The 18,790-nt window shown below is 48.3% G+C and carries 24 protein-coding genes; 1 reads left to right on the forward strand and 23 read right to left on the reverse strand.

Annotated elements, in window-relative coordinates:
- Positions 1-28: 28 nt before the first annotated feature.
- From VSQ62_RS21810 to VSQ62_RS21905, 20 genes are all read right to left on the reverse strand, one after another.
- The gene (locus VSQ62_RS21810) at positions 29-2,404 is read right to left on the reverse strand and encodes an ABC transporter permease (RefSeq protein WP_334636878.1); all 2,376 of its coding nucleotides are present in this window, start codon (positions 2,402-2,404) and stop codon (positions 29-31) included.
- Positions 2,405-2,715: 311 nt separating this feature from the next.
- On the reverse strand, positions 2,716-3,375 hold the full coding sequence (locus VSQ62_RS21815) for a CatA-like O-acetyltransferase (protein ID WP_160275149.1): 660 nt from the start codon (positions 3,373-3,375) through the stop codon (positions 2,716-2,718).
- Between the two features lie 76 nt (positions 3,376-3,451).
- Positions 3,452-3,871 carry a nuclear transport factor 2 family protein gene (locus VSQ62_RS21820; RefSeq protein ID WP_016323777.1) on the reverse strand — a complete coding sequence of 140 codons (420 nt, stop codon included), beginning with the start codon at positions 3,869-3,871 and terminating at the stop codon, positions 3,452-3,454.
- A gap of 26 nt (positions 3,872-3,897) precedes the next feature.
- The gene (locus VSQ62_RS21825) at positions 3,898-4,929 is read right to left on the reverse strand and encodes a sensor histidine kinase (protein WP_160275150.1); all 1,032 of its coding nucleotides are present in this window, start codon (positions 4,927-4,929) and stop codon (positions 3,898-3,900) included.
- The gene (locus tag VSQ62_RS21830; RefSeq protein WP_160267771.1) at positions 4,926-5,618 is read right to left on the reverse strand and encodes a response regulator transcription factor; all 693 of its coding nucleotides are present in this window, start codon (positions 5,616-5,618) and stop codon (positions 4,926-4,928) included. Before VSQ62_RS21830 ends, VSQ62_RS21825 begins: the two co-directional genes overlap by 4 nt.
- Positions 5,619-5,963: 345 nt before the next feature.
- Entirely contained in the window at positions 5,964-7,373 is a 1,410-nt protein-coding gene (locus tag VSQ62_RS21835; protein WP_160275151.1) for a relaxase/mobilization nuclease domain-containing protein, read from the reverse strand.
- Between the two features lie 32 nt (positions 7,374-7,405).
- Positions 7,406-7,918, reverse strand: a complete 513-nt coding sequence (locus tag VSQ62_RS21840; RefSeq protein WP_160275152.1) for a DUF3849 domain-containing protein — start codon at positions 7,916-7,918, stop codon at positions 7,406-7,408.
- Between the two features lie 89 nt (positions 7,919-8,007).
- The gene (locus VSQ62_RS21845) at positions 8,008-8,298 is read right to left on the reverse strand and encodes a CD1845 family protein (protein WP_160275153.1); all 291 of its coding nucleotides are present in this window, start codon (positions 8,296-8,298) and stop codon (positions 8,008-8,010) included.
- Positions 8,299-8,442: 144 nt separating this feature from the next.
- Positions 8,443-8,787 carry a plasmid mobilization protein gene (locus VSQ62_RS21850; RefSeq protein ID WP_004083349.1) on the reverse strand — a complete coding sequence of 115 codons (345 nt, stop codon included), beginning with the start codon at positions 8,785-8,787 and terminating at the stop codon, positions 8,443-8,445.
- The gene (locus VSQ62_RS21855; RefSeq protein ID WP_160275154.1) at positions 8,784-9,485 is read right to left on the reverse strand and encodes a hypothetical protein; all 702 of its coding nucleotides are present in this window, start codon (positions 9,483-9,485) and stop codon (positions 8,784-8,786) included. Before VSQ62_RS21855 ends, VSQ62_RS21850 begins: the two co-directional genes overlap by 4 nt.
- Complete coding sequence (locus VSQ62_RS21860) at positions 9,485-10,426, reverse strand: DUF4316 domain-containing protein (RefSeq protein ID WP_160275155.1); 942 nt, start codon at positions 10,424-10,426, stop codon at positions 9,485-9,487. The genes VSQ62_RS21855 and VSQ62_RS21860 overlap by 1 nt, the downstream gene beginning before the upstream one ends.
- A gap of 11 nt (positions 10,427-10,437) precedes the next feature.
- Positions 10,438-11,076: a hypothetical protein gene (locus tag VSQ62_RS21865; protein WP_160275156.1), complete on the reverse strand. Its 639-nt coding sequence runs from the start codon at positions 11,074-11,076 to the stop codon at positions 10,438-10,440.
- Between the two features lie 11 nt (positions 11,077-11,087).
- Entirely contained in the window at positions 11,088-11,618 is a 531-nt protein-coding gene (locus VSQ62_RS21870; RefSeq protein WP_004083345.1) for a hypothetical protein, read from the reverse strand.
- A gap of 134 nt (positions 11,619-11,752) precedes the next feature.
- Positions 11,753-12,130, reverse strand: coding sequence for a cysteine-rich VLP protein (locus VSQ62_RS21875; RefSeq protein WP_160275157.1), 378 nt, complete (start codon positions 12,128-12,130; stop codon positions 11,753-11,755).
- Positions 12,127-14,235, reverse strand: coding sequence for a DNA topoisomerase 3 (locus VSQ62_RS21880; RefSeq protein ID WP_334636879.1), 2,109 nt, complete (start codon positions 14,233-14,235; stop codon positions 12,127-12,129). Before VSQ62_RS21880 ends, VSQ62_RS21875 begins: the two co-directional genes overlap by 4 nt.
- Positions 14,232-14,366 (reverse strand): DUF3789 domain-containing protein, encoded by a 135-nt coding sequence (locus VSQ62_RS21885; protein ID WP_016217315.1) that lies wholly within the window; start codon positions 14,364-14,366, stop codon positions 14,232-14,234. Before VSQ62_RS21885 ends, VSQ62_RS21880 begins: the two co-directional genes overlap by 4 nt.
- A gap of 138 nt (positions 14,367-14,504) precedes the next feature.
- Entirely contained in the window at positions 14,505-15,107 is a 603-nt protein-coding gene (locus VSQ62_RS21890) for an alpha/beta hydrolase (protein WP_135975242.1), read from the reverse strand.
- 27 nt (positions 15,108-15,134) lie between these two features.
- Positions 15,135-15,629, reverse strand: coding sequence for a hypothetical protein (locus VSQ62_RS21895; protein WP_016217317.1), 495 nt, complete (start codon positions 15,627-15,629; stop codon positions 15,135-15,137).
- Positions 15,630-15,684: 55 nt separating this feature from the next.
- Positions 15,685-16,095 (reverse strand): ester cyclase, encoded by a 411-nt coding sequence (locus tag VSQ62_RS21900; RefSeq protein WP_016217318.1) that lies wholly within the window; start codon positions 16,093-16,095, stop codon positions 15,685-15,687.
- 83 nt (positions 16,096-16,178) lie between these two features.
- Entirely contained in the window at positions 16,179-16,664 is a 486-nt protein-coding gene (locus VSQ62_RS21905; protein WP_135975244.1) for an SLOG family protein, read from the reverse strand.
- A gap of 149 nt (positions 16,665-16,813) precedes the next feature.
- On the opposite strand from VSQ62_RS21905, the gene VSQ62_RS21910 reads away from it, so the two are divergent.
- A complete protein-coding gene (locus VSQ62_RS21910; protein ID WP_016219333.1) occupies positions 16,814-17,128 on the forward strand; it encodes a helix-turn-helix domain-containing protein in 315 nt (104 codons plus the stop codon).
- A 119-nt stretch (positions 17,129-17,247) separates the two neighbouring features.
- Here VSQ62_RS21910 and VSQ62_RS21915 read toward each other — a convergent pair whose 3' ends face one another.
- The 3 genes from VSQ62_RS21915 to VSQ62_RS21925 are packed head-to-tail and all read right to left on the reverse strand — an operon-like array spanning position 17,248 to position 18,738.
- Complete coding sequence (locus VSQ62_RS21915; protein WP_004083327.1) at positions 17,248-17,661, reverse strand: dUTP diphosphatase; 414 nt, start codon at positions 17,659-17,661, stop codon at positions 17,248-17,250.
- Positions 17,658-18,365, reverse strand: coding sequence for an FAD-dependent thymidylate synthase (locus VSQ62_RS21920; RefSeq protein WP_160275158.1), 708 nt, complete (start codon positions 18,363-18,365; stop codon positions 17,658-17,660). Before VSQ62_RS21920 ends, VSQ62_RS21915 begins: the two co-directional genes overlap by 4 nt.
- A gap of 46 nt (positions 18,366-18,411) precedes the next feature.
- Positions 18,412-18,738 (reverse strand): hypothetical protein, encoded by a 327-nt coding sequence (locus tag VSQ62_RS21925; RefSeq protein WP_168354736.1) that lies wholly within the window; start codon positions 18,736-18,738, stop codon positions 18,412-18,414.
- Positions 18,739-18,790: the final 52 nt, after the last annotated feature.

The raw sequence follows: 18,790 nt of genomic DNA on the forward strand, positions 1-18,790 counted from the left end.
TTACAACGCTCGGACATTTCAAAAATTTCTATGATAATTCCCGTATTTGATCTACCAGAGATTGTTTTTTTATCTGCCGGATTGCCAAATACGAGAAAAGCATTTGGACGGCAAGCATCAGTATAAAATAACTGAACATTTCAACTGTCGGAAAATGATAGCTTACTTTTCCAAAAATACTCATTGCACTAAAGACGGTGCAGAGAAGATACCCGATAAGAGTTCCGCATGATATGGAAAGAAGCAGCACCCCTAATGTATAGAACAAGCCCTCTATCAATAACATTTTTGAAAGCTGCTTACTGCTCAAACCAACCGCTTGCAAAACACCTAATTCTCGCTTCCGTGTCAAGATGTTTGTTATCAGTGTGTTTAGCAGATTGATAATGCCAAAAACCCCGATAAACATAACAAAAATGTAAACTGGCATACGATAATTCAATAGTTTTTCGTTGTATGCCTCTACCCAATCATTCAAGGTACTAACATAGACGCTGGAAGCCGGTGGAATTATCTTTTGGATTTCATCTTTTGCAGCTGCCCATTTACTGTCATCTGTATCTACAATAAATTGATAATTGAGGTTTTCAACAGGAACGATCTTTGACAGCATTTCTAAAGGAATAAATAGCGTATCATATCCGCCATACGGGATATCAGCGTCCACAATTCCCATTACTTTTACTTCCAATGTTTGTCCGCCAACTTCAATCAGAATTTCGTCCCCAATCGCTGCATCCCACCCAAAAGTTTCTTTCCACTGTGGGCCATTTTCAATAATAATGCCATTATTATTGAGTAGTGCTTGCAAATCTGCTGTACCATCAATCAAATATTCTTCAAGCAATTTTTGAGAGCTTGGCATATATGCGTCTGAAACAACCGGTTCAATATCTCCCGTTGGCATACGGACATTCAAAACGGTGCCCTGGTATTCTTTTATTTCTTCCACACCATCTATGTCCAAAATGGATTCTCTAAAATCTTCTGTGAGCAGATTTGATTTTTGGAGTTCTGAATATTGTTCGCTGTTATGTGCCTGCGGCCCGTAATCGCCTAATTCAAGGCGAATTTCTCCGTAAGGAAAACTCCTGCGCGCCATCGCTAAAGGATCAATGGAATTAAAATATGCAGAGCTTGCCATCAGCAAAATTCCACATACCCCTAACGACAGGATCGTTAAAGCGGTTTTCTTTCTGTTCCTTGCAAAATTAAGGAAAGCTAAATTTTTCGCGGATAGAGAACGATGCAACACTTTTGTACTGTTGGACATTACATCATTATTGCCCGCCATATAACGGACTGCTTCAATAGGCGTAACATGAGCAGCAGTTTTGGCTGGCTTAATTACAGCAATCATAACGCATAGATACACAAACAGAGCTGTGACAGCGGCAATTACAAATACCATTAAAGTGTTCCAGCCTTGTGGGACAAGGACATACCCCGCTATTGCACCGGCTAATATTCCAATCGGAATACCAATTCTGGAAAGATGGAATCCCTCTCTAAAAACGATTTTTTTCATCTGTTTTCCAGTTGCCCCTATTGTCCGCAGTTTCCCATATTCTTTTGTTTTTCTGGCTATGGACACATAGAACAGACTGTAAATAACAAGGGTACAAGCCAAAGCGATAATAAAACTGATAAATGCTATTACAGCGATATATTGACTGCTTCTCTGTTCAATGAGAGAAAAATAATATGTTGAAAACTGCATTTGCTCCGGCTGTATTTCCAATTCTCTGCACAATGTTGATAATTCAGCTTGTATAGCGGCCTTAGACCAACCATCAGATTCATTCAAACGGATATAAGCGGAGTATGCCGGTTCGCTGATCTTGTTTTCAATATAGGACTGCGGCACGAATACGGAATAATTTGAATTTTCGACAGGCAAAATACCACATAAGGTATAATCTTTTTCTCCATCTCCCAGATTTAACGATATAGTATCGCCTATGGATTTGGACAATCCAGCTCTATCAAGAAACGCCTTTGTGATAGCAATTTCATTTGTAGATTTGGGCAATTCTCCCTCTAAATCAGGATATTTTGCTAATTTCATCAGCGTTTCGTCCATTGAACGAACGGTTAATTTGTAGTCCCCATAAGATACTAAACCCAACAAATGACTTACACCCACTTGAACCCTATCGTCATTTACTAATTTCGTAATGGTATCATTATCGACTTCATTGATGATTGCTTGATAACGCCCAGCCGCATCATTTAATGATTTTCGCTGCGAAGCAAAAAAATACAAGGTCGTTGTCATTATCAAACAGGTAGCTAAGGCAATCGTAATGATAATGAGGATGTTTCTGCTTTTATCTGCTTTTAAGTTTCGTTTTGCCAACTTTTTTGTAATGGCGCTTGTATCGTTTTCAAAAGGCCATGTCATAGTTGTATCACCTCCATATTTGATAAGGCTATTGTAAAACCCAAATGTCCGCGAAATGTTACAGCAGCCAAAAAATTTCATTGAAAATCGGGGTGAAATGTTACAACGCTCGGACATTTCAAAAAAATTTGCGGCGGGCAGCCGGGAATGGCCGTCCGCCACGTTCTATTTTACTAAAATTGAAAGACAGCAGCAGTTCAAAACAAGCTGCCTTTCAGCCCCTTTTTGAAAACTAATACAGCTCTTTCTGTTCCCCAAAATGACATTGTGACAAGCCGATAACTTTGCTTTTCCATTTCTTCTATTTTGCATTATACATCTTTATTACCTCCGTCAAGTGTATTTATCAGTTCTTGTACCTCATTAAAAAATCTACACAAATGAAACCCATCTGCCACAGCATGATGAATGTTCATAGTAAGCGGCATCATGTACCTGCCATGTGACATTTCATATTTTCCCCAGGTAATGACTGGTGCAAGAAATTTACCCTCATCAAAAACATGAACATCAAAGTGGCTGTATTTTACCCATGGTAAACAAGATACATCAAAAAAGTTCAAGGGCTGGTTTTCCACAAAAGCTCGATCCGCTTCATGTTTTTCTTTGTCAGCCATGAAACGCTCAGAAAATTCAAATATATCATCAGAAAATTCCGTGACTAATTTTGTGAAATTTTCATCTTCTTTATGAAATTCTGTATATGACGGACTAATAAAATTCCATTTTATTAGATCACCAGTATCGTTCCAGCTATATTTAAACTCATCATGTGTATTAACAACTTTTGATACAATCCATATCATAGACGGATAAAATTTTAGATTATTTCTCTTTGAAAATTCTATTAGATTTGTCACATCAATCTCCACAGTTAAGCTCATAACAATACGCATATTTTCAATGTAGCTCTTAAATAGCTTTCCTCTGCTCCACTCATTCAAATCAATTTTTGTATAGCTCATTTCCATATTCATTCTCCTTTTCATTTTTAAACTTTTTAAGAAAACACAAGCCTCTCCGAATTGTATAGAACTTCATACACTTCTAAAACCAATTCGCCTTTTGATTTCTAAATTGAGGGATGTCGCTTTCTTGATAGGGATTATAAGTATTGCGGTTACACCCAAACTCTTTTAATGCTTTTATTTTATTGTCCTCTGTCCATTCAACCAAAGAAATGCCGTCAAATTCCTCTATATCCCCATTGTTCATTTCATTTTTGAAATACCATTCTACAATCGTTTGATTTTCTTTATGGAAGAATTGCCTGATTTCCCAAATTACCACCTTTCCACGGGTATTCCACTCCTGAAACCAATGCTTTACGGTTTTACGATTGCTATACTGGGGACACCAACTTTCTGTATAGAGGACATCTTCTGTAAAAATATCATCAATGCCCATATCTTTCTGATAAAGCCACATATCAAACCACAGTCGGATCGTTTTTTCTCGTTCATTCATAATAGAAACACCTCGCTCATTTACTTTCATTTTGTAGGCAGCATAATGGAAAATTCCGAACCCCTGCCCGGCTCCGAAACAACTCTGATATAGCCGCCCTGCCGCGTTATGATCTTGCGGGCCAGATACAGGCCAATGCCAACGCCCTGCTGTTCGTGTACTTCTTCCTCACGATAAAAGCGCCGGAAGATGGCGGCCTGATTGCTTTCAGAAATGCCCTTGCCGGTGTCAGTCACTTTGATCTCCACATACATTTCCCACAGTACCATCGACACAGCGATTTTCCCGCCTGCCAGGGTGTACTTCACCGCATTGTCCAGCAAGTTAAAGAGGGCTTCGGATGTCCACTTGCTGTCATGGGAAACGGCCAAATCCTCCGGGCAGTCCACGGACACGGTGATTTCCTTTTTCTCCGCTGCATACACAATCCCACTCATAGCCTGCGCCACGGTATCAAAAAGGCGGCCCGGTTTCTTATCCAACTGGATCACGCCCGTTTCCAGCCGGGAGGTTTTCACAAGGGCCTGAAAGAGAAAATCCAGCTTATCCGTCTGGCTGCGGATTCCCCGGATAAAGTCAGTACGCTCCGCCTCGGTCATAGGCTTTTCCAGTAGGGTGTCCGCCGCCATTTTCAGGTTGCTTACCGGCGTTTTCACCTGATGGGAAATATCCGATACAAGGGCCTGTAACTCCTGCCGTTCCTCGTCCACAAGACGGCGGTTCTCCTGCATAATCTGATAAAGCCTTGCCAGCCGGTGTCCGATTCTGGCAAGCTGGGTTTCGCTGTCCTCCGGGCGCTGGGGCGCTTCATTTCCGGCGATCATGTGGTCTAAGGTCTGGCATAGGTCAGCGGTAAACTGCGACAGCCGCTTTCCAAACACCTGCGTCAGTACAAAAATCCCCACAAGGGCGCACAGCAGCAGCGCCCCGCCAGTCAGCAGCGCCGCCGTTTGTTTTGTCACAAAAAACAGGGCTATGGTAATCCCGGACATAGAGAGGACAAGCCCTATTGCCACCCGGCCAAACAGCCGCTTTACAGATAGGTTTTGAAACTTCATTTCGCCTCGCCTCCCGTCCACTGATAGCCCATGCCGTAAACGGTCTTGATGTAGGGCGTGCCGCCGTCGGATTCGATCTTGCTGCGAATCCGGCTGATGGAGGTTGTCAGGGTGTGTTCATCCACAAACTTCTCGTCTATATCCCACAGCTTTTCCAGAAGCTGCCCACGGGTCAGCACTTGCCGGGGATTTTTACGGAACAGGTTCAGCATTTTGTATTCCATCGGGGATAGTGTCAGGGGCTTGCCGTTTAAGGAAGCTGTCTGCTCCGAGAAGTCCAGAAACAGCCGCCCGTCGTTGTAAATATCCCTGGCCGGTTTGTGGTGTTCCAGCATGGCGAACATGGCTTTGATTTTCCGCTGCAAGGCCCCGATCACAAAGGGCTTTGTGATGTAATCCACCGCGCCCACTTCATAGCCCCGTATCTGGTCGCTCTCCTGATCGTTGGCGGTCAGGAAGATTACAATGGTGTCCGGGTGCTGGGGCTTTATCAGCCTGCACAGTTCAAAACCATTCCCATCCGGCAGGTTGATGTCCAGCAGCACTAAATCAAATTCCCGCTGGCGCAGGACATCAGCTGCGGTCCTGGCATTCAGGGCAGAAGTCACGCCGTACCCGTCTGCGGTCAGGTTATAGGCCAACATCTTATTCAAAAAACTGTCGTCCTCGACAATTAAAATCTGCTTCATATCCTCACTTCCTTTGCTTTTTGCAGATAGTATAACAGGCAAATGTCCGCGAAATGTTACAGCGGACAAAAAATTTAATTTTTGCATTTCTCTGTTATAGCAGTTCAAAATAATAACTCTATTATAGGCAGTTATCAAAGGTTTATCAATGCGGCAACTGTAAACAGATTCAACTACCGGCAAGCAATGCAATCTTACGTAAGATTGCGTATTTAGCAGGATTTCCGTTTCCGGAATTCCTGCTAAATGCTTGTTGGTGACATGTCCCCAAACCCCTGAGATCATCACCTGCGGTGATGGCTGCGCGTTCCGTTGGAACGCTGAAAACCGAAAGCGGAAGGAAACCTATTGCCGTAACTTCTGCGTGTCTCTCTGCGATTCCCGCCCAGTGGGAATATCCAGCAGGTGCTCCACGTTCGCCCGGACATTATAAAGCTCCTTCATATCCGCCCTGGCCTGCTTATAGGCAGAATAGGCTTTCCGTTTCTGCTCCATAAGTCCGGCATATTCCTCCCGCAGAGATTTGACGGAAGGCAGCTTTGTGATCCCCAGCCCATCAAAGTGTTTCTTCGCCGCCTGATGCAGAAGGATTTCCGTCTCATGCGCCGCACGGAATTTTTTGCTGTACCCAGCTTTCCGGTATTCCACATAGACCGCCCGCGTCTTGACATAATTGACGATCTGTTTCTGCAGCTCCCCGTTGGCGGCCATCTGCGATTCCAGCTCCTTGATCTGTACCGACAGAGCATTAAAATTAGCAGTAGCAATATCTGATTTTTTCTGCAAATCCTCATAGTTCATATCGCCATGCTCTTTGAGCCAGATCACCGCCTGGGAGAGCTGTTTTAAGTTGAACACCTTCGCCCAGCGTTCATATCCCGGACCTTTGCCGGAACGGATTGCCGCCTCAATATCCACCAGCAGCCCGACTTTGGAAACCGGCTTTTGGGGAGAAGTACGGCGCGGCTTTGCCGTCCGTGTGCCGGCGATCCGTTCTTTGATGGCCTGCTCGGTATAGTCGCCTTTCAGTGTGTCACACCGGGTATATCTATCATCAGGTGACAGGCGAAAACGAAGGTGCTTTCGCTCCCGGTTGACTTCAATCCCAGCCGCCTCCAGCTTTTTCAAAAGTTCTTCAAAGTCCTTCGGCTTTTCTTCCAGGGCTGCGTCGATAGCCTGTCGTAGCTGCTCCTGGTGGGAAGGCTGTTTCTGACTTCCCATCCATGTGCCATAATGGTCCCGGCTGGGTTTCGGATTCTCTACAATGGAAAGCCCATGCTCCAGGCACAGCTTGTCATTCATGCGCCGGATCGCCCATGTAGAGCCCCAGAAGTTGCGGAATTTTTTCTGGCAGTCCAGCGTGGTAGAATTTATGATGATGTGGTTATGGACATGGTGTTTATCCACATGGGTGCAGACAACAAAAGCATGGTTTCCCTTCGTCAGTTTCAATGCCAGCTCCCGCCCGATCTGGTTGGCTTCTTCCGGCGTGACCTCACCCGGCTTAAATGCCTGCCGGAGATGGTAGGCAATCACATCATCCGCGCCCCGGCTTCTTCCGGTCAGGTTCGCATACTGCCGTTTGGATAAAAGGAACTCCGCATCAGCGGTCCGGGTGTCGCACTCATAACCATAAATGAATTTCCCAAAATCGGTTTTCTGCGGATTCTTTACATAGTCAATGATGTCCGCTATGGCCGTGGAAATATCCCGGCCTTTTCCAACATGCAGCGGCATGAGCCGGGTAGTTGCCATCCCTTCACCCCCTTAATGAAAAATTGGCTGTGTTACCGTGCCTGTTCTTTATTCACTTTTGTTTTATTACTGTGCGCTGCCTGCTGTCCGGCGTTTTTATTCAGGCTGTCACGCACGGACGGTTTCTGTTCCTGGACCGGCGTACATTCCCGTCTGGCCTGGGAGAGAAACAGGTCGGTAAGTCCGGGATTGCAGCGGTCTACAACAAAGTAAACATTCCGGTCATATCCGAAACCGTCCTTATCTTCACAGACCGGGACCGTCTGCGCCCATGCCTTGTTGTCCCGTGAAATGCGCCCGTCGTGATCTTTCTGCCGGACCGTGTTGGCAAGGACATAAAAAATCCGGCCATAATCAAACTGCTGTAATACCTGCTGCACACATGCCGGGCCTAAACGGTTATCCCGGTAGTTGTCCGCAATGGCCTGTTCGATTGCCTCCCTGCACGCAATGTTTGCTTTGTGGGAAGCGTGGTACTGATCCAGTTCCCCATGCTCATGCGCATAGGTGGCAGAATGAAAATAAATTGGCGTTGTATCTTTCAATGAAATCCCTCCAATCAAAAAGCTGCCGTAACAGACAGCCATAATTATAGAAAAAGGGCGGGGCTGCCAATGCGCCCCGCCGAAACTGTTTAACCAAATATAAAATCTTTCAGGGCGCCATTTACGCCGCCGATCATGCCGACCAGCCAGGCCGCCGCCATCGGCAGGCCGTATGGGCTGATAAGGAACGCAATCACCAGCCAGGACATTCCCGGCCAGAACCCGGCAGCGAAGAACAGCGCCAGCGCTGCCAGAAGAACAATCCCTGACAGAATCCCCAGCACAGCGCCGGAAACCACAACAAGAAATTTGCAGAACAGATAAAGAATCCCTGTAACTATTACAAATGGAAGTGCCAGCAGTTTACCAATCAGACGCATACGTCCGCCTCCTTTCCTAATTCCATATCCGTTTTTTCAGGACATCCAGGTATGCCCGAAGGGTATTTCAAAGAGAAGCATATTTACCCCTCTATTAGAATCTTACCGTGCCGGCCTGAGGAAATCAATGGCATTTCTGCCTGTTTACGAAATGTTCGCAAATCCCCGCAGCAGCTTATCCATGCCATCCCACAGACTGTCCAGACGGGTGCGAAGGTCGTCCACGTCGGCAGCGTAAATACTCCCGGTCTCATTGGCACGTCTGGCATACTGGTTTAAGTTATTGGAGCAGATACGAAGGAGCCGTATCATTTCCTGGATGTCGCTCATATCCAGATGAATGATATAGCCGTCAACCGCCATCTTGCGCAGATATGCGGACAGGTTGGTAATGCCGAGCTCCGCCATGCGCCCCTTTACCAGCTCCGCATCCTGCTCGGACATGACGAATTCCACCCGGACGGATTTTTTGTTATGCCCGGCTTTCATCGTTCCGGCTCCTTTTTCGTGGAAGGCGGTTTATGGGCGGGAGCGGCGGCTGTCCGGGACTTTTTGAGTTTTCCGCGTAAGGTATTCTTTTTCAGGCTGTCAATATATTCTTTTATGTCGCCGTTTGTGGCATGGCAGGAGCGTTTGAGCCGTTCCCGTTTCAGGATTACGGCAAGTTCCCGTTCATTCTCCGGCAGATCGGTTATCGACTTTGGGCTCCCATGTACCGGCGCCAGCTCATTCATAAGCTGCCTCCGGTCCCGATAAGGGATCGTGATATTGGCTCCGTCCTCAAACACAACGGCTACTTTTCCAATGGGGCAGGCCAGCAGCTTCACCCGCTCCACATGCGACCCATAATCAAGCGGATATATATTGCCGACCACTTTTCCGTCCTGCACGTCTTTGATCGAGAGGGCATAGGCAAGGACCGGGTCTTTCGTCTGTTCATGGTAAAACTCCCACACTTTATTTGCGTGGCTGCCCTCCAGATAGACCTCCCATTCCCGCAGGGTATAGGTGCCGCAGGGCCGTGACAGCCAGAGAAGGCGCCGGTCCTCCGGTTCTCCCGATAGAGCCAGCTTTGGGATCAGTTCTTTATCCAGGTCAAAATCATCCTTGTAGTGCTGCGTGTGCAGCTCCATGATCTGCCCCAGGCTGTCCAGTATATCTACGCCCTCAAACCTTACCGCGCCCATCAGCGTTCCCTCTCTGCCATCAGTGGCGCTGCCTGCCTTGCTTCATGCTCCGGGTGGTCTGCCTTCAGCCGTTCCATCAGGGAAGGTTTCTCTGCCGTTTCCTCCGGCAGCGTCTCCGGGGCAAGCTCCCGGATTTCCTCGTAAGTCTGCCCGTCCGTCAGGTCGGGGCGCTCCGGCGGTTCGTTGTTGAGGCGTCCGTCCAGCATATTGTAATTGCCGGTCTGTCCTTCCTCGTAAAGCTCCGCATTACGCAGATAGCTCTCCGGTGCCTGGAAGGGCTGTCCGGCAAACATGATCTCCCTGTGGGGCGTAAACTGTGAGAGCACGCCGTCCCGGAGCCTTGCAAATTCTTCATACTGGCCCAGGGTAAGGCCGCGCTCCAGCATTTCCGCCTGGGTATGCGCCCAGCCCTCCCCATAGAGAAAATAGTACATATCCGGCTGGTCGCAGACAAAGCACAGGGAGCCGTCCTGGTTGTCATAATAAGATGCCTGCATATCCTGATAGTGGCAGCGTTCCTCACGTCCCAGGTACACCCGGTTATCTGCGCCCAGCATGGCGACCATGCCCGCATAGTTGCTGTGGACCGCAGAGCGGATTCCCACCAATGGGTCCGCCTCCGGCATGATCTGCCTGCCGGGAATCTCATTGCGCTTTTCCGCTGCGTCATTTCTCGGCGCCACTTCCTCATGGGCGCGGGCATCCAAATCCGGCTGTGCCGCACGTTTTTTAATTGCGCCCGGTTCCGGCTCTTTTTCCTCCACATAGTAGCGGACATTCGCCGTGGCATGGCGGTCGGCCTCGTCCGCGTAATCCTGGGCGGCTTTTTCAGAATCAAATTCCAGAGGCTTTCCGTCCTCTTTGCACCAGCCCTCCGCACGTCCAAAAATGGAAGAGCCGCTGCGGACCGCCCACACGCCGTATACTTTTTCTTTTCCCATCCTGATCCTCCTTACCGTTCCTGCTGTTTCGGCGTTTTCTGCTTTTTGTCCGGTTCCGCCGTCTTTGTTTCTTTTATCTGCTGCCGGACCGAGGCCCTGTGCTCCGGCTCCCTTTCGGAATCCGTGATATTGACATACTCGCCGATGATGTTCAGCGCCTCATGGTAGCTGCCGGAAGCAAACACCCGGTCCGACATTTCTTTTGCCTGGTCCGCCATATCATTCCTGCGGAGGGTGCGGGCCGCAATCCCTACCAGGTTGAAAACATTCCCGTTCTGGCCGATCAACGCGCAGTCCGGTTTCTCCGGCTCCGGCGAAGGCTCACTGATAAAGCCGCCCAGACGGTTCGGTACAAAATCGGATAGCCAGGTACCCCCGAAATCCGCATGGGTCTGTAACCGCCAGATGGCAAGTTTCCCGATGTCCAGCTTTACATCCTCGAAAGGGTAGAGCAGGCAGGTAAGCTCCCCATACTGGAAAGCTGAAACGTCCTCAAATTTACTGCCGTCCTTCAAAATGCCCGCCTCGGTGAACATATCATTGATCCCGTCCACCCATTCCTTCAAATCCCCGCCGCAGCCCTGCAGGATCAGGCCGTCTTTGCCCTCCATGCCCCGCAGGTCATCGGTTGTGATCGTGTTGATATTCATAAAACCGCCTCCTATCGTTCCTGTTGATGGTTGGTTTTCTGCCGGATGGCTTTGGCCTCCGGCTGTTTTTTTAGCTGCTTACGGACGGAAGGCTTTACTGCCGGCTGCCACATATCCGTTAAAATGGCAGAGGCCGGCTGTTCCCATTCCTTCCCGAATCCACGGATCACAGTCCCGTACATGATCCCGTTATCCGCAAACATTTTCAAAGTGTCAAATGCCCGGTCAAATAATTCTATATTCCTTGCATCCACGCTGGGCGCAAAATGGATCACTCCTACAGGGTAATCCCCTCCGGTACCGACCCAGCCCCGGACAAACGCGTCATAATCCTTTGTAATGCCGGCAGCCGCAAGCTCACCGGCATGGCTGGAATCCAACAGACTTGTCACTGCATACTGCCGGCCTAAGACCAATAGCCCTGTGTCCGGGTTATACATGAAGCGCCGGTTGTCAATCTGCTGTATGTCAATGGCCTGCGTCCATGTGTCGATCCGCATAATTTCCGGTACGACCGGTATTTTTATTTTCTCGATAAACATCCCTCCCGATTTTTCTGTCTGTCCGCAACTTAGGGCTGCTTCAGGGCGCCGGAGTATTCTTATTCAGCCGCCCCTCAAACCGGGTTCTGAAATCCTTGAAAATCAAGCCTCTTTTTGGTTAAGTTGCGGACATATTACCTCTGGTTCTGCCTGATCCGGCGCTTGCGTTCCCGCTCGGATTTCCGTCTGGCAAAGGCGCGGCAGGAATCCGAACAATATGCCTGGCTGGTGGTGGGAAGATATGCCCTGCCGCAGACCGGGCAGGTTTTCTGTTTCAGGGAAGTGTCCTCGCCGGTAATGGCAGATTCCAGCGCCGGGTCCGTCGGCAGCACCGCCTCCCGAAAGTAGCGGCAGAAAGAGCCGGTCCACCATTTATGCAGCATATAACAGGGACAGTCCAAAGAACGGCAGAGCTTATCCTGGCTGTCATAGTTCGCGCAAAGGTCTGTTACCAGCCTTCGGATTGCCGCACGTTCCTGTCTGGTTAATTCCCGTGAGGGCGGCCCGCTCATTTCCCCCTGCCTTTCTTCGCCGGAAATTCCAGCCTGAAATTCACATATTTTCCCCCTGTATCATCCAGCAGCACCACCGCGTCATAGGTATTTCCCGTCTTTTCGCTGTAAAGCCCGGACACGGAAACGCGGCCCTCTTTCAGAAGGGCCGCCGCCACAGGCTTTGTTATGGTTTTTTTCTTGCCGGAAAAGAACTTATTTTCTTTCCACAGCGCAAAGGAGCAGTCCCGGTTATCACAGAAGAATCCTTTTTTGCCCTCATACACAGTGCCGCCGCAGCGGGGACAGGTGCCGACAGCTTCACGCCCGTTTTCTTTCGCATCCGGGAACAGCCCGGCAAACCGTTCCTCCGGCGCGGCATGTTCTCTGACGAGCGCCCGGATCATATCTGCAATCCCATCCATGAAGTCTTTTGCCGGGACCCCGCCGCGCTCCACCTGTTTCAGCATGGATTCCCATTCTGCGGTGAGCATGGGCGATTTGATGTTATCCGGCAGGACCAAAATCAGGTTCGTGCCTTTTTCCGTGGGGATAAGCTGCTTTTTCTTCCGCTGCACAAAACCGGCAGATACCAGCTTTTCCAGCGTGGCGGCACGGGTAGCCGGCGTACCTAAACCTTTGCGCTCGGCATCCTCCGGCATATCCCCGGCGCCCGCCGTTTCCATAGCCGCCAGAAGGGAATCCTCCGTATAGTGCTTCGGCGGGGAGGTCTTGCCTTCCCGGACGCCGGCAGACACCTTTTCAAAGGTCTGGCTCTCCTGCAGCGGAGGCAGGGCAGCATCTTCACTTTCTTTTTCTTCCGTCTTAGACTGTTTCAGGCCCATGCGGTGAAGGCGTTCCACTTCCTTCCATCCTGTCTGCAGCACGGCTTTTCCCTTTGCCGTGAAGGAATGGCCCCGGCAGTCCAGAACCGCCGTTACCGCCTCAAACCGGTGGACCTGGGCCGTGGCAGAAAGGAGCCTTGCGGCGATCAGCGTCAGTACATCCCGCTCCCCGGAAGGAAGCTCCGATAAATCCGTCCGGGCAATCTCCACCGTAGGGATAATCGCGTGATGGTCGGTCACTTTGCTGCCATCCGTCACACGGCCAATATCCGGTTCCCCGGCACAGCCCTTCCCAAAGGGCATATTGCCCCGCAGCCAGAGGACCAGGGAAGCGGCGGTTGCCTGCATATCCTCCGTCAGATACTGGCTGTCTGTCCGGGGATAGGTCGCCAGTTTTTTCTCATAAAGCGACTGCACATAGTCAAGGGTCTGCTGAGCCGTATAACCATAAATGCGGTTACATTCCCGCTGTAAGGTTGTCAGATCGTACAGGCGGGGCGGCTGTACCGTCTTGGCCTGCTTTTCCACGGACAGCACCGAAGCAGCCTGCCCGTCACTTTCCATACGGATTTTTTCAGCCCCCGCCTTATCCGGCAGCTTTTCGCCGGAGGCAGTAAAGCCGCCGCAGGTGATTTCCGGCACATAAAAGGGGCTGCTTGTAAATGCCTGAATATCCGCCTCCCGCCGTACCAAAAGCGCCAGCGTTGGCGACATTACCCGCCCCACATTCAGCGTCGTGCCATACAGGACGGAGAAAAGCCGGGTGGCGTTAATGCCGATCAGCCAGTCAGCCCCGGCCCGGCAGACCGCCGCGTCATAGAGCTTATCGTAGTCGCTGCCAGGGCGCAAGTGTTCAAAGCCGTCCCGGATTGCCGCATCCTCCATACTGGAAATCCAGAGGCGTTCCATTGGTTTGCTGCATCCGGCATATTGATAGACAAGACGGAAGATCAGCTCGCCCTCACGTCCGGCATCGGTACCACACACCACAGAATCCACCCGTTTGTCTTTCATCAGCCGGCACAGAAGGTCAAGCTGCTTTTTCTTATCCTTCGGCACTCCGTATTTCCATTCTTCCGGCAGGATCGGCAGATCGCCATAACGCCATCTGGCATACTGTTCTCCGTAAGCCTCCGGCTGCGCAAGCTCCAGAAGGTGCCCCACGCACCAGCTTACCAGATAACCGCCGCCCTCCATGTAGCCGTCTTTTTTCTCATTCGCGCCCAGGACCGCCGCCAGCGATATGGCGACGGAGGGCTTTTCTGCAATTACTAACTTCAATGTCCAGACCTCCTTTGCATTTCCTCAAATTCTTCGTCCGCCTGCTTTCCCGTCTGCAAAAGGCACATCAGCACAACGCCGGCAGACATCCCTCCTGTGAATGTAAGAAAGTGTGTAATCATGTTCCACATAAAAATCGCCTCCTTTTTGGTATAAAAAAGAGCGAGGACATTTATAGCCTTCGCTCTTAATTTCAGATATTCAATTATTTAAGTAAATTATATGTTTACGGCAAAATCAACAATACCATCAATGCCATAAACTGGAATTTATCCTATTGCCTTTTTCATCCAACTATCTAAAAAGGCAAGTTGTTCATCTGTATGAAACCAATGCTCCCCATTTTCCATTACAGTAAGATGTGTATTGTGATTACTAATAAATTCATTTACTGTTTGGCGAGATATGAGGTTATCATTTTCTGCATATAGAATTTCTGTGGGAACATTCCATATTATAGGATTTTCCCTAACAAAGCATAAATATTTCCACGATAATGTTTCCCCAAAATCCGTAGGGATTTCTCCCTTCTCACGCAAATCCTTCTCTGATACATTTGCCCAACTCATCATGTCAAGTATAAGACGTTCCATGTCAAGTACAGGCGATATAAATAAAGCCTTTGCAATATCACAATCTTGCAATGTGTGCATTGCAAAATAAGCGCCTATACTGTTTGCAATCAAATAAATACAGTCATATCTTTCGCAAACCTTGTCATAAACCGATTGAATTTGATTTTGCACAATCCACGGAAGATAGTCATTGTACTCTATGCCAATCATATCAGAACCCAAACAATTTTTCTTGTACTGTTCAGCTTCCAAATGGCTTCCACCTTTTCCGTGAATATATAAAATTACTTTTTTCATAATATCACCTCTACAAAAAATTCCGATTTATATAATAGATACGATGTAAATAATGCACGAAGATAAAAGAGAAATCACAACTCCCAGTATAATTCCCTTAATACCGCCTTTAACATGGAATAAATAATTTTTGTATTCTTTATCCATATCTTCTGTTCCAGCTATTCTTAATTTTTTACTATGACAGAACACGCCAATATCAAGCACAATTACATCAAAGAGATTAACCGCAAGGAATAAGATAAACACATGTAAAAACGCTCTTTGAAAAGTTTTAGCTCCTGAAAAATAGGCGACTGCTGAAAAAAGTGTAATACATACAAAGACAGCAATGAGTTTCTTTAATATGTGTTTTTTTTCAGTCCTTTTTATAGAATTTTTATATTCTGGCAAAGACTCTACTCTTTTTCTAATTTCTGGAGGGTAAGACATAATATATTTAACTGGGTCTTTATACTGTGTAGACAATACAATTACTGCAAAAATTATACAAGTAATCATACATTCTATTACCAAAAGCATAGTCACTCTCCTCTGCAAATTCCGGTTTGTTCAATTCTACAACTGGAATTTGTATTTATACAGGTTTAATCAAATGATGTTCAAAAAAGGTTTCAAAGGTATTCGTAGCACCGCCATGTTCAACGATTTTTCCGTCTATGACTTTATCAATATCCACCCCTGTAATTTCCAAAACCTTATTCGTAGGTGTTATTCCAATAAATTTTCCTTTGTGCGTTCCCCTCATAATAAATTCTGAAATAACATAATCATCTGCTGCATATTGGCGAATAATTTTCATGGTGTAATCGGGATACGTTTTTTTAAGTGCTACAAGATGTTGCTTCATTCCGTCTATTCCTATGAAAATTTCTTTTTCGCCAGCTCTCTGCACGCAATCCTCTGATATGTATTTAGAAAGTTCATCAAGTAAATTTTCTGAAACAATTACTTCATAGAAATATTTTACAATGTCTTTATTCTTCATCATGCATCTCCACAACTTTCAATTTTTCTTTCACATTATAAAATTATAGCACGAATACAGAGATTTATCCATCAATCTCGGTGCTAAAGTAAATGTATCTCCCCGACCGGGATTTCACGCAGCTCTTTTTTCATCTGGTGCGCAAACCGGATCGTCCTGACCGTGCCGCCTTTTTCCCTCCCGTCATACACGGCGATCACCCGGTCCGAGTGCTCAACCATGTAGCGGTTCCGGTGGGAATAAACGCTGGGGTGGCATTTCTCCTGCATGACGACAACATCCGCACATGCCTCCAGCATTTCATAGGTCCGCCCTTTCTCCATCAGGTTGTCCAGGCGCTTTTGGTAGGGAACAACCGCGATCAGCTCCAGCGCCGGATTCGTCTTTTTCTTTTCCAGTACGATCTCTGCAAAATACTGGTCCACGCCGTCCGCAAAGCCGCTCATAAAGCGGGTAAACCCGTCCGCAACGGCAGAATCAATTTCACGCCGCAGGGCCGCTTTTACATGGTTAATCTCTTTCTGCGGTAAATTCCTGTGCCCGGTGACACAGCATGTCTTTCCTTCCATCTTCTTTTCCTCCATCCGATAGTTATTATTCTTTATTTCTCAAATTATAATAGATTTATTTTAGCGTTTCAACGCAAATACCCTTTTTTATTTTGCGAATAAGGACAGGGTGTAAGGTACAATCTATTACGGAATAGGAGGTAAAGGCAATGTATGAAAATTTCGTCCCGGAACGGCTGGCAAAGCTGCGGACTCAAAAAGGCGTGTCTGCACGCGATATGTCATTGTCATTGGGACAGGCAAATAACTACATTAACAACATTGAAAACAAAAAGTCCCTTCCCTCCATGCAGTCCTTCCTTTACATCTGTGAATATCTGGGCGTGACGCCCCAGGAATTTTTTGACGAGGGGAACCCGGCCCCGCAAGCCTTGCAGGAATTTATTGCAGAGGCAAAAAAACTGGATTCCAGGTCACTTTCTTATATCCTAGGGATTATGAAAGAACTCAATAGCAGAAAATAAGCGGCCACGGTGCTGGCCGCTTTTTGCTGCCTTTCTTTTATTTTATCCTGCAATCCCCCCGATATGCCCAATCCCACTACCGGCGATAAGCCAAGAATCACTCCCGGAATGTCACTTTTTTATTTTCCTGTACTTCCAAACCCATCTGTGCCGCGCTGCTCGCCAAGCTCTGTAACAAAATCTGCGATCACAACCGGAGTAATTACAAGCTGGCCCACGCGGGAGCCTTTGGAAAGCTCCTGGGTCTGGCTGCTTACATTGCTGATGATCGCGTGAATCTCCCCACGGTAGCCGGAATCCACCGGCGGCAGCTCACAGACCAGCCCTTTTACCGCCATGCTGGTGCGCGGGAATACATAGCCTGCATATCCGTCCGGCACTTCAATCCCAAATCCAAGAGGGACCTTTGCGATCTCGCCCGGCTGCAAAGTACAGTCATAGGGCATGTAAACATCCGCGCCGGCATCGTTCCCATGCGGACGGAAAGGGCGGCGGTCCTCCGGCACGCCAAAGTCGATCAATTTGATCTTCATGCGCCGCCTCCTTCCAAAAGCGCCGGATAGTCCGTTTTCAGAATATCCTCCGGCGTCATATCCGCGTCTATTTTTCTGCCGCAGGTCATTTTCCCCTCCAGGCATTTGTCCTGTTGGCAGAAAGGGCCTGTGAGATCAGGGGCAAACAGCACCGGGCTTAAAGTATAAAGCTCCTGCCAGATTTTCAGGAGCACGATCCGGGTCTCGTCCGTATTGCGCTGGCATACCCGCTGGCCGATGATGTGTTTCCACTGATAGGGCGTGGCGCTGATAACCAGCACATTCCGAAGCCCCTGGGGTGTGGCATATCCCGCCGCGTCATGGCCGACGCCGACATTACATAGCTGCTCATAGCAATCCATGCCCTTGTGACAGCTTTCCAGGTAGAGTGCCCGGACAGAAGCAGGCGCAGCCAATACTTCGTAGGGTATGGCAAAATCCGCCTGCCCTGCATAATTGCTGTACTGCAAAGACGCGCTCATAAACTTTACTTCGTTCTGGTGCCGGGTGATCTGCGAAAGGAACCGCCTGCTTGCCCCTACAACGGCAATGGTAATTACCGCAAATTTCTGGACCGTCGGGTGGGGAAGGGCGCTGATGGCCGCCACAGTATCATCACTGAACGATTTTTCATAAAGGGCCATCAGATCGTCCATTGTGGCAATCCGGTGGCCCCTCTGGGTGAGCCGGGCGGCAAAGACCATGTTTTTCTCGGCCTCCCTGGCCGCCTGGCAGTTTAATATTTTTACTTCAATCCGTCTGATCGGTATGTCCCTCCTTTACAATGGCTTTCAGTAAGAACAGATAGTTGAGGCTGTCTGTGATCTTTTCATCCCATGTACTTATCCCGTAATCCGTATCATTGTCAAAGCACATGTCATACAGGGAAACGATATGCTTCGCCAGCATCCCGGCAAGGGCGCGCTCCGGCGTGGTGTGCTGCAAGGCTGCCGCCGCCTTAAAAGCCCCCAGCCGGTCTGTATCGTCCCCGGTATATTCCTTCGTTTTCTTTTGCAATGTGTCGGCACAGAGCCGCACCTGCTCGTCAAATACGGCATTGACTTCCTGTTGTGTGATATGGCATCCCTCCTTTGAAAAATGGATTGTCCCGAATACTGTATAGAAGCCG

Origin of the sequence: Sporofaciens sp. JLR.KK001 (assembly GCF_036941055.1) — a bacterium.
Lineage (GTDB): Bacteria > Bacillota > Clostridia > Lachnospirales > Lachnospiraceae > Sporofaciens.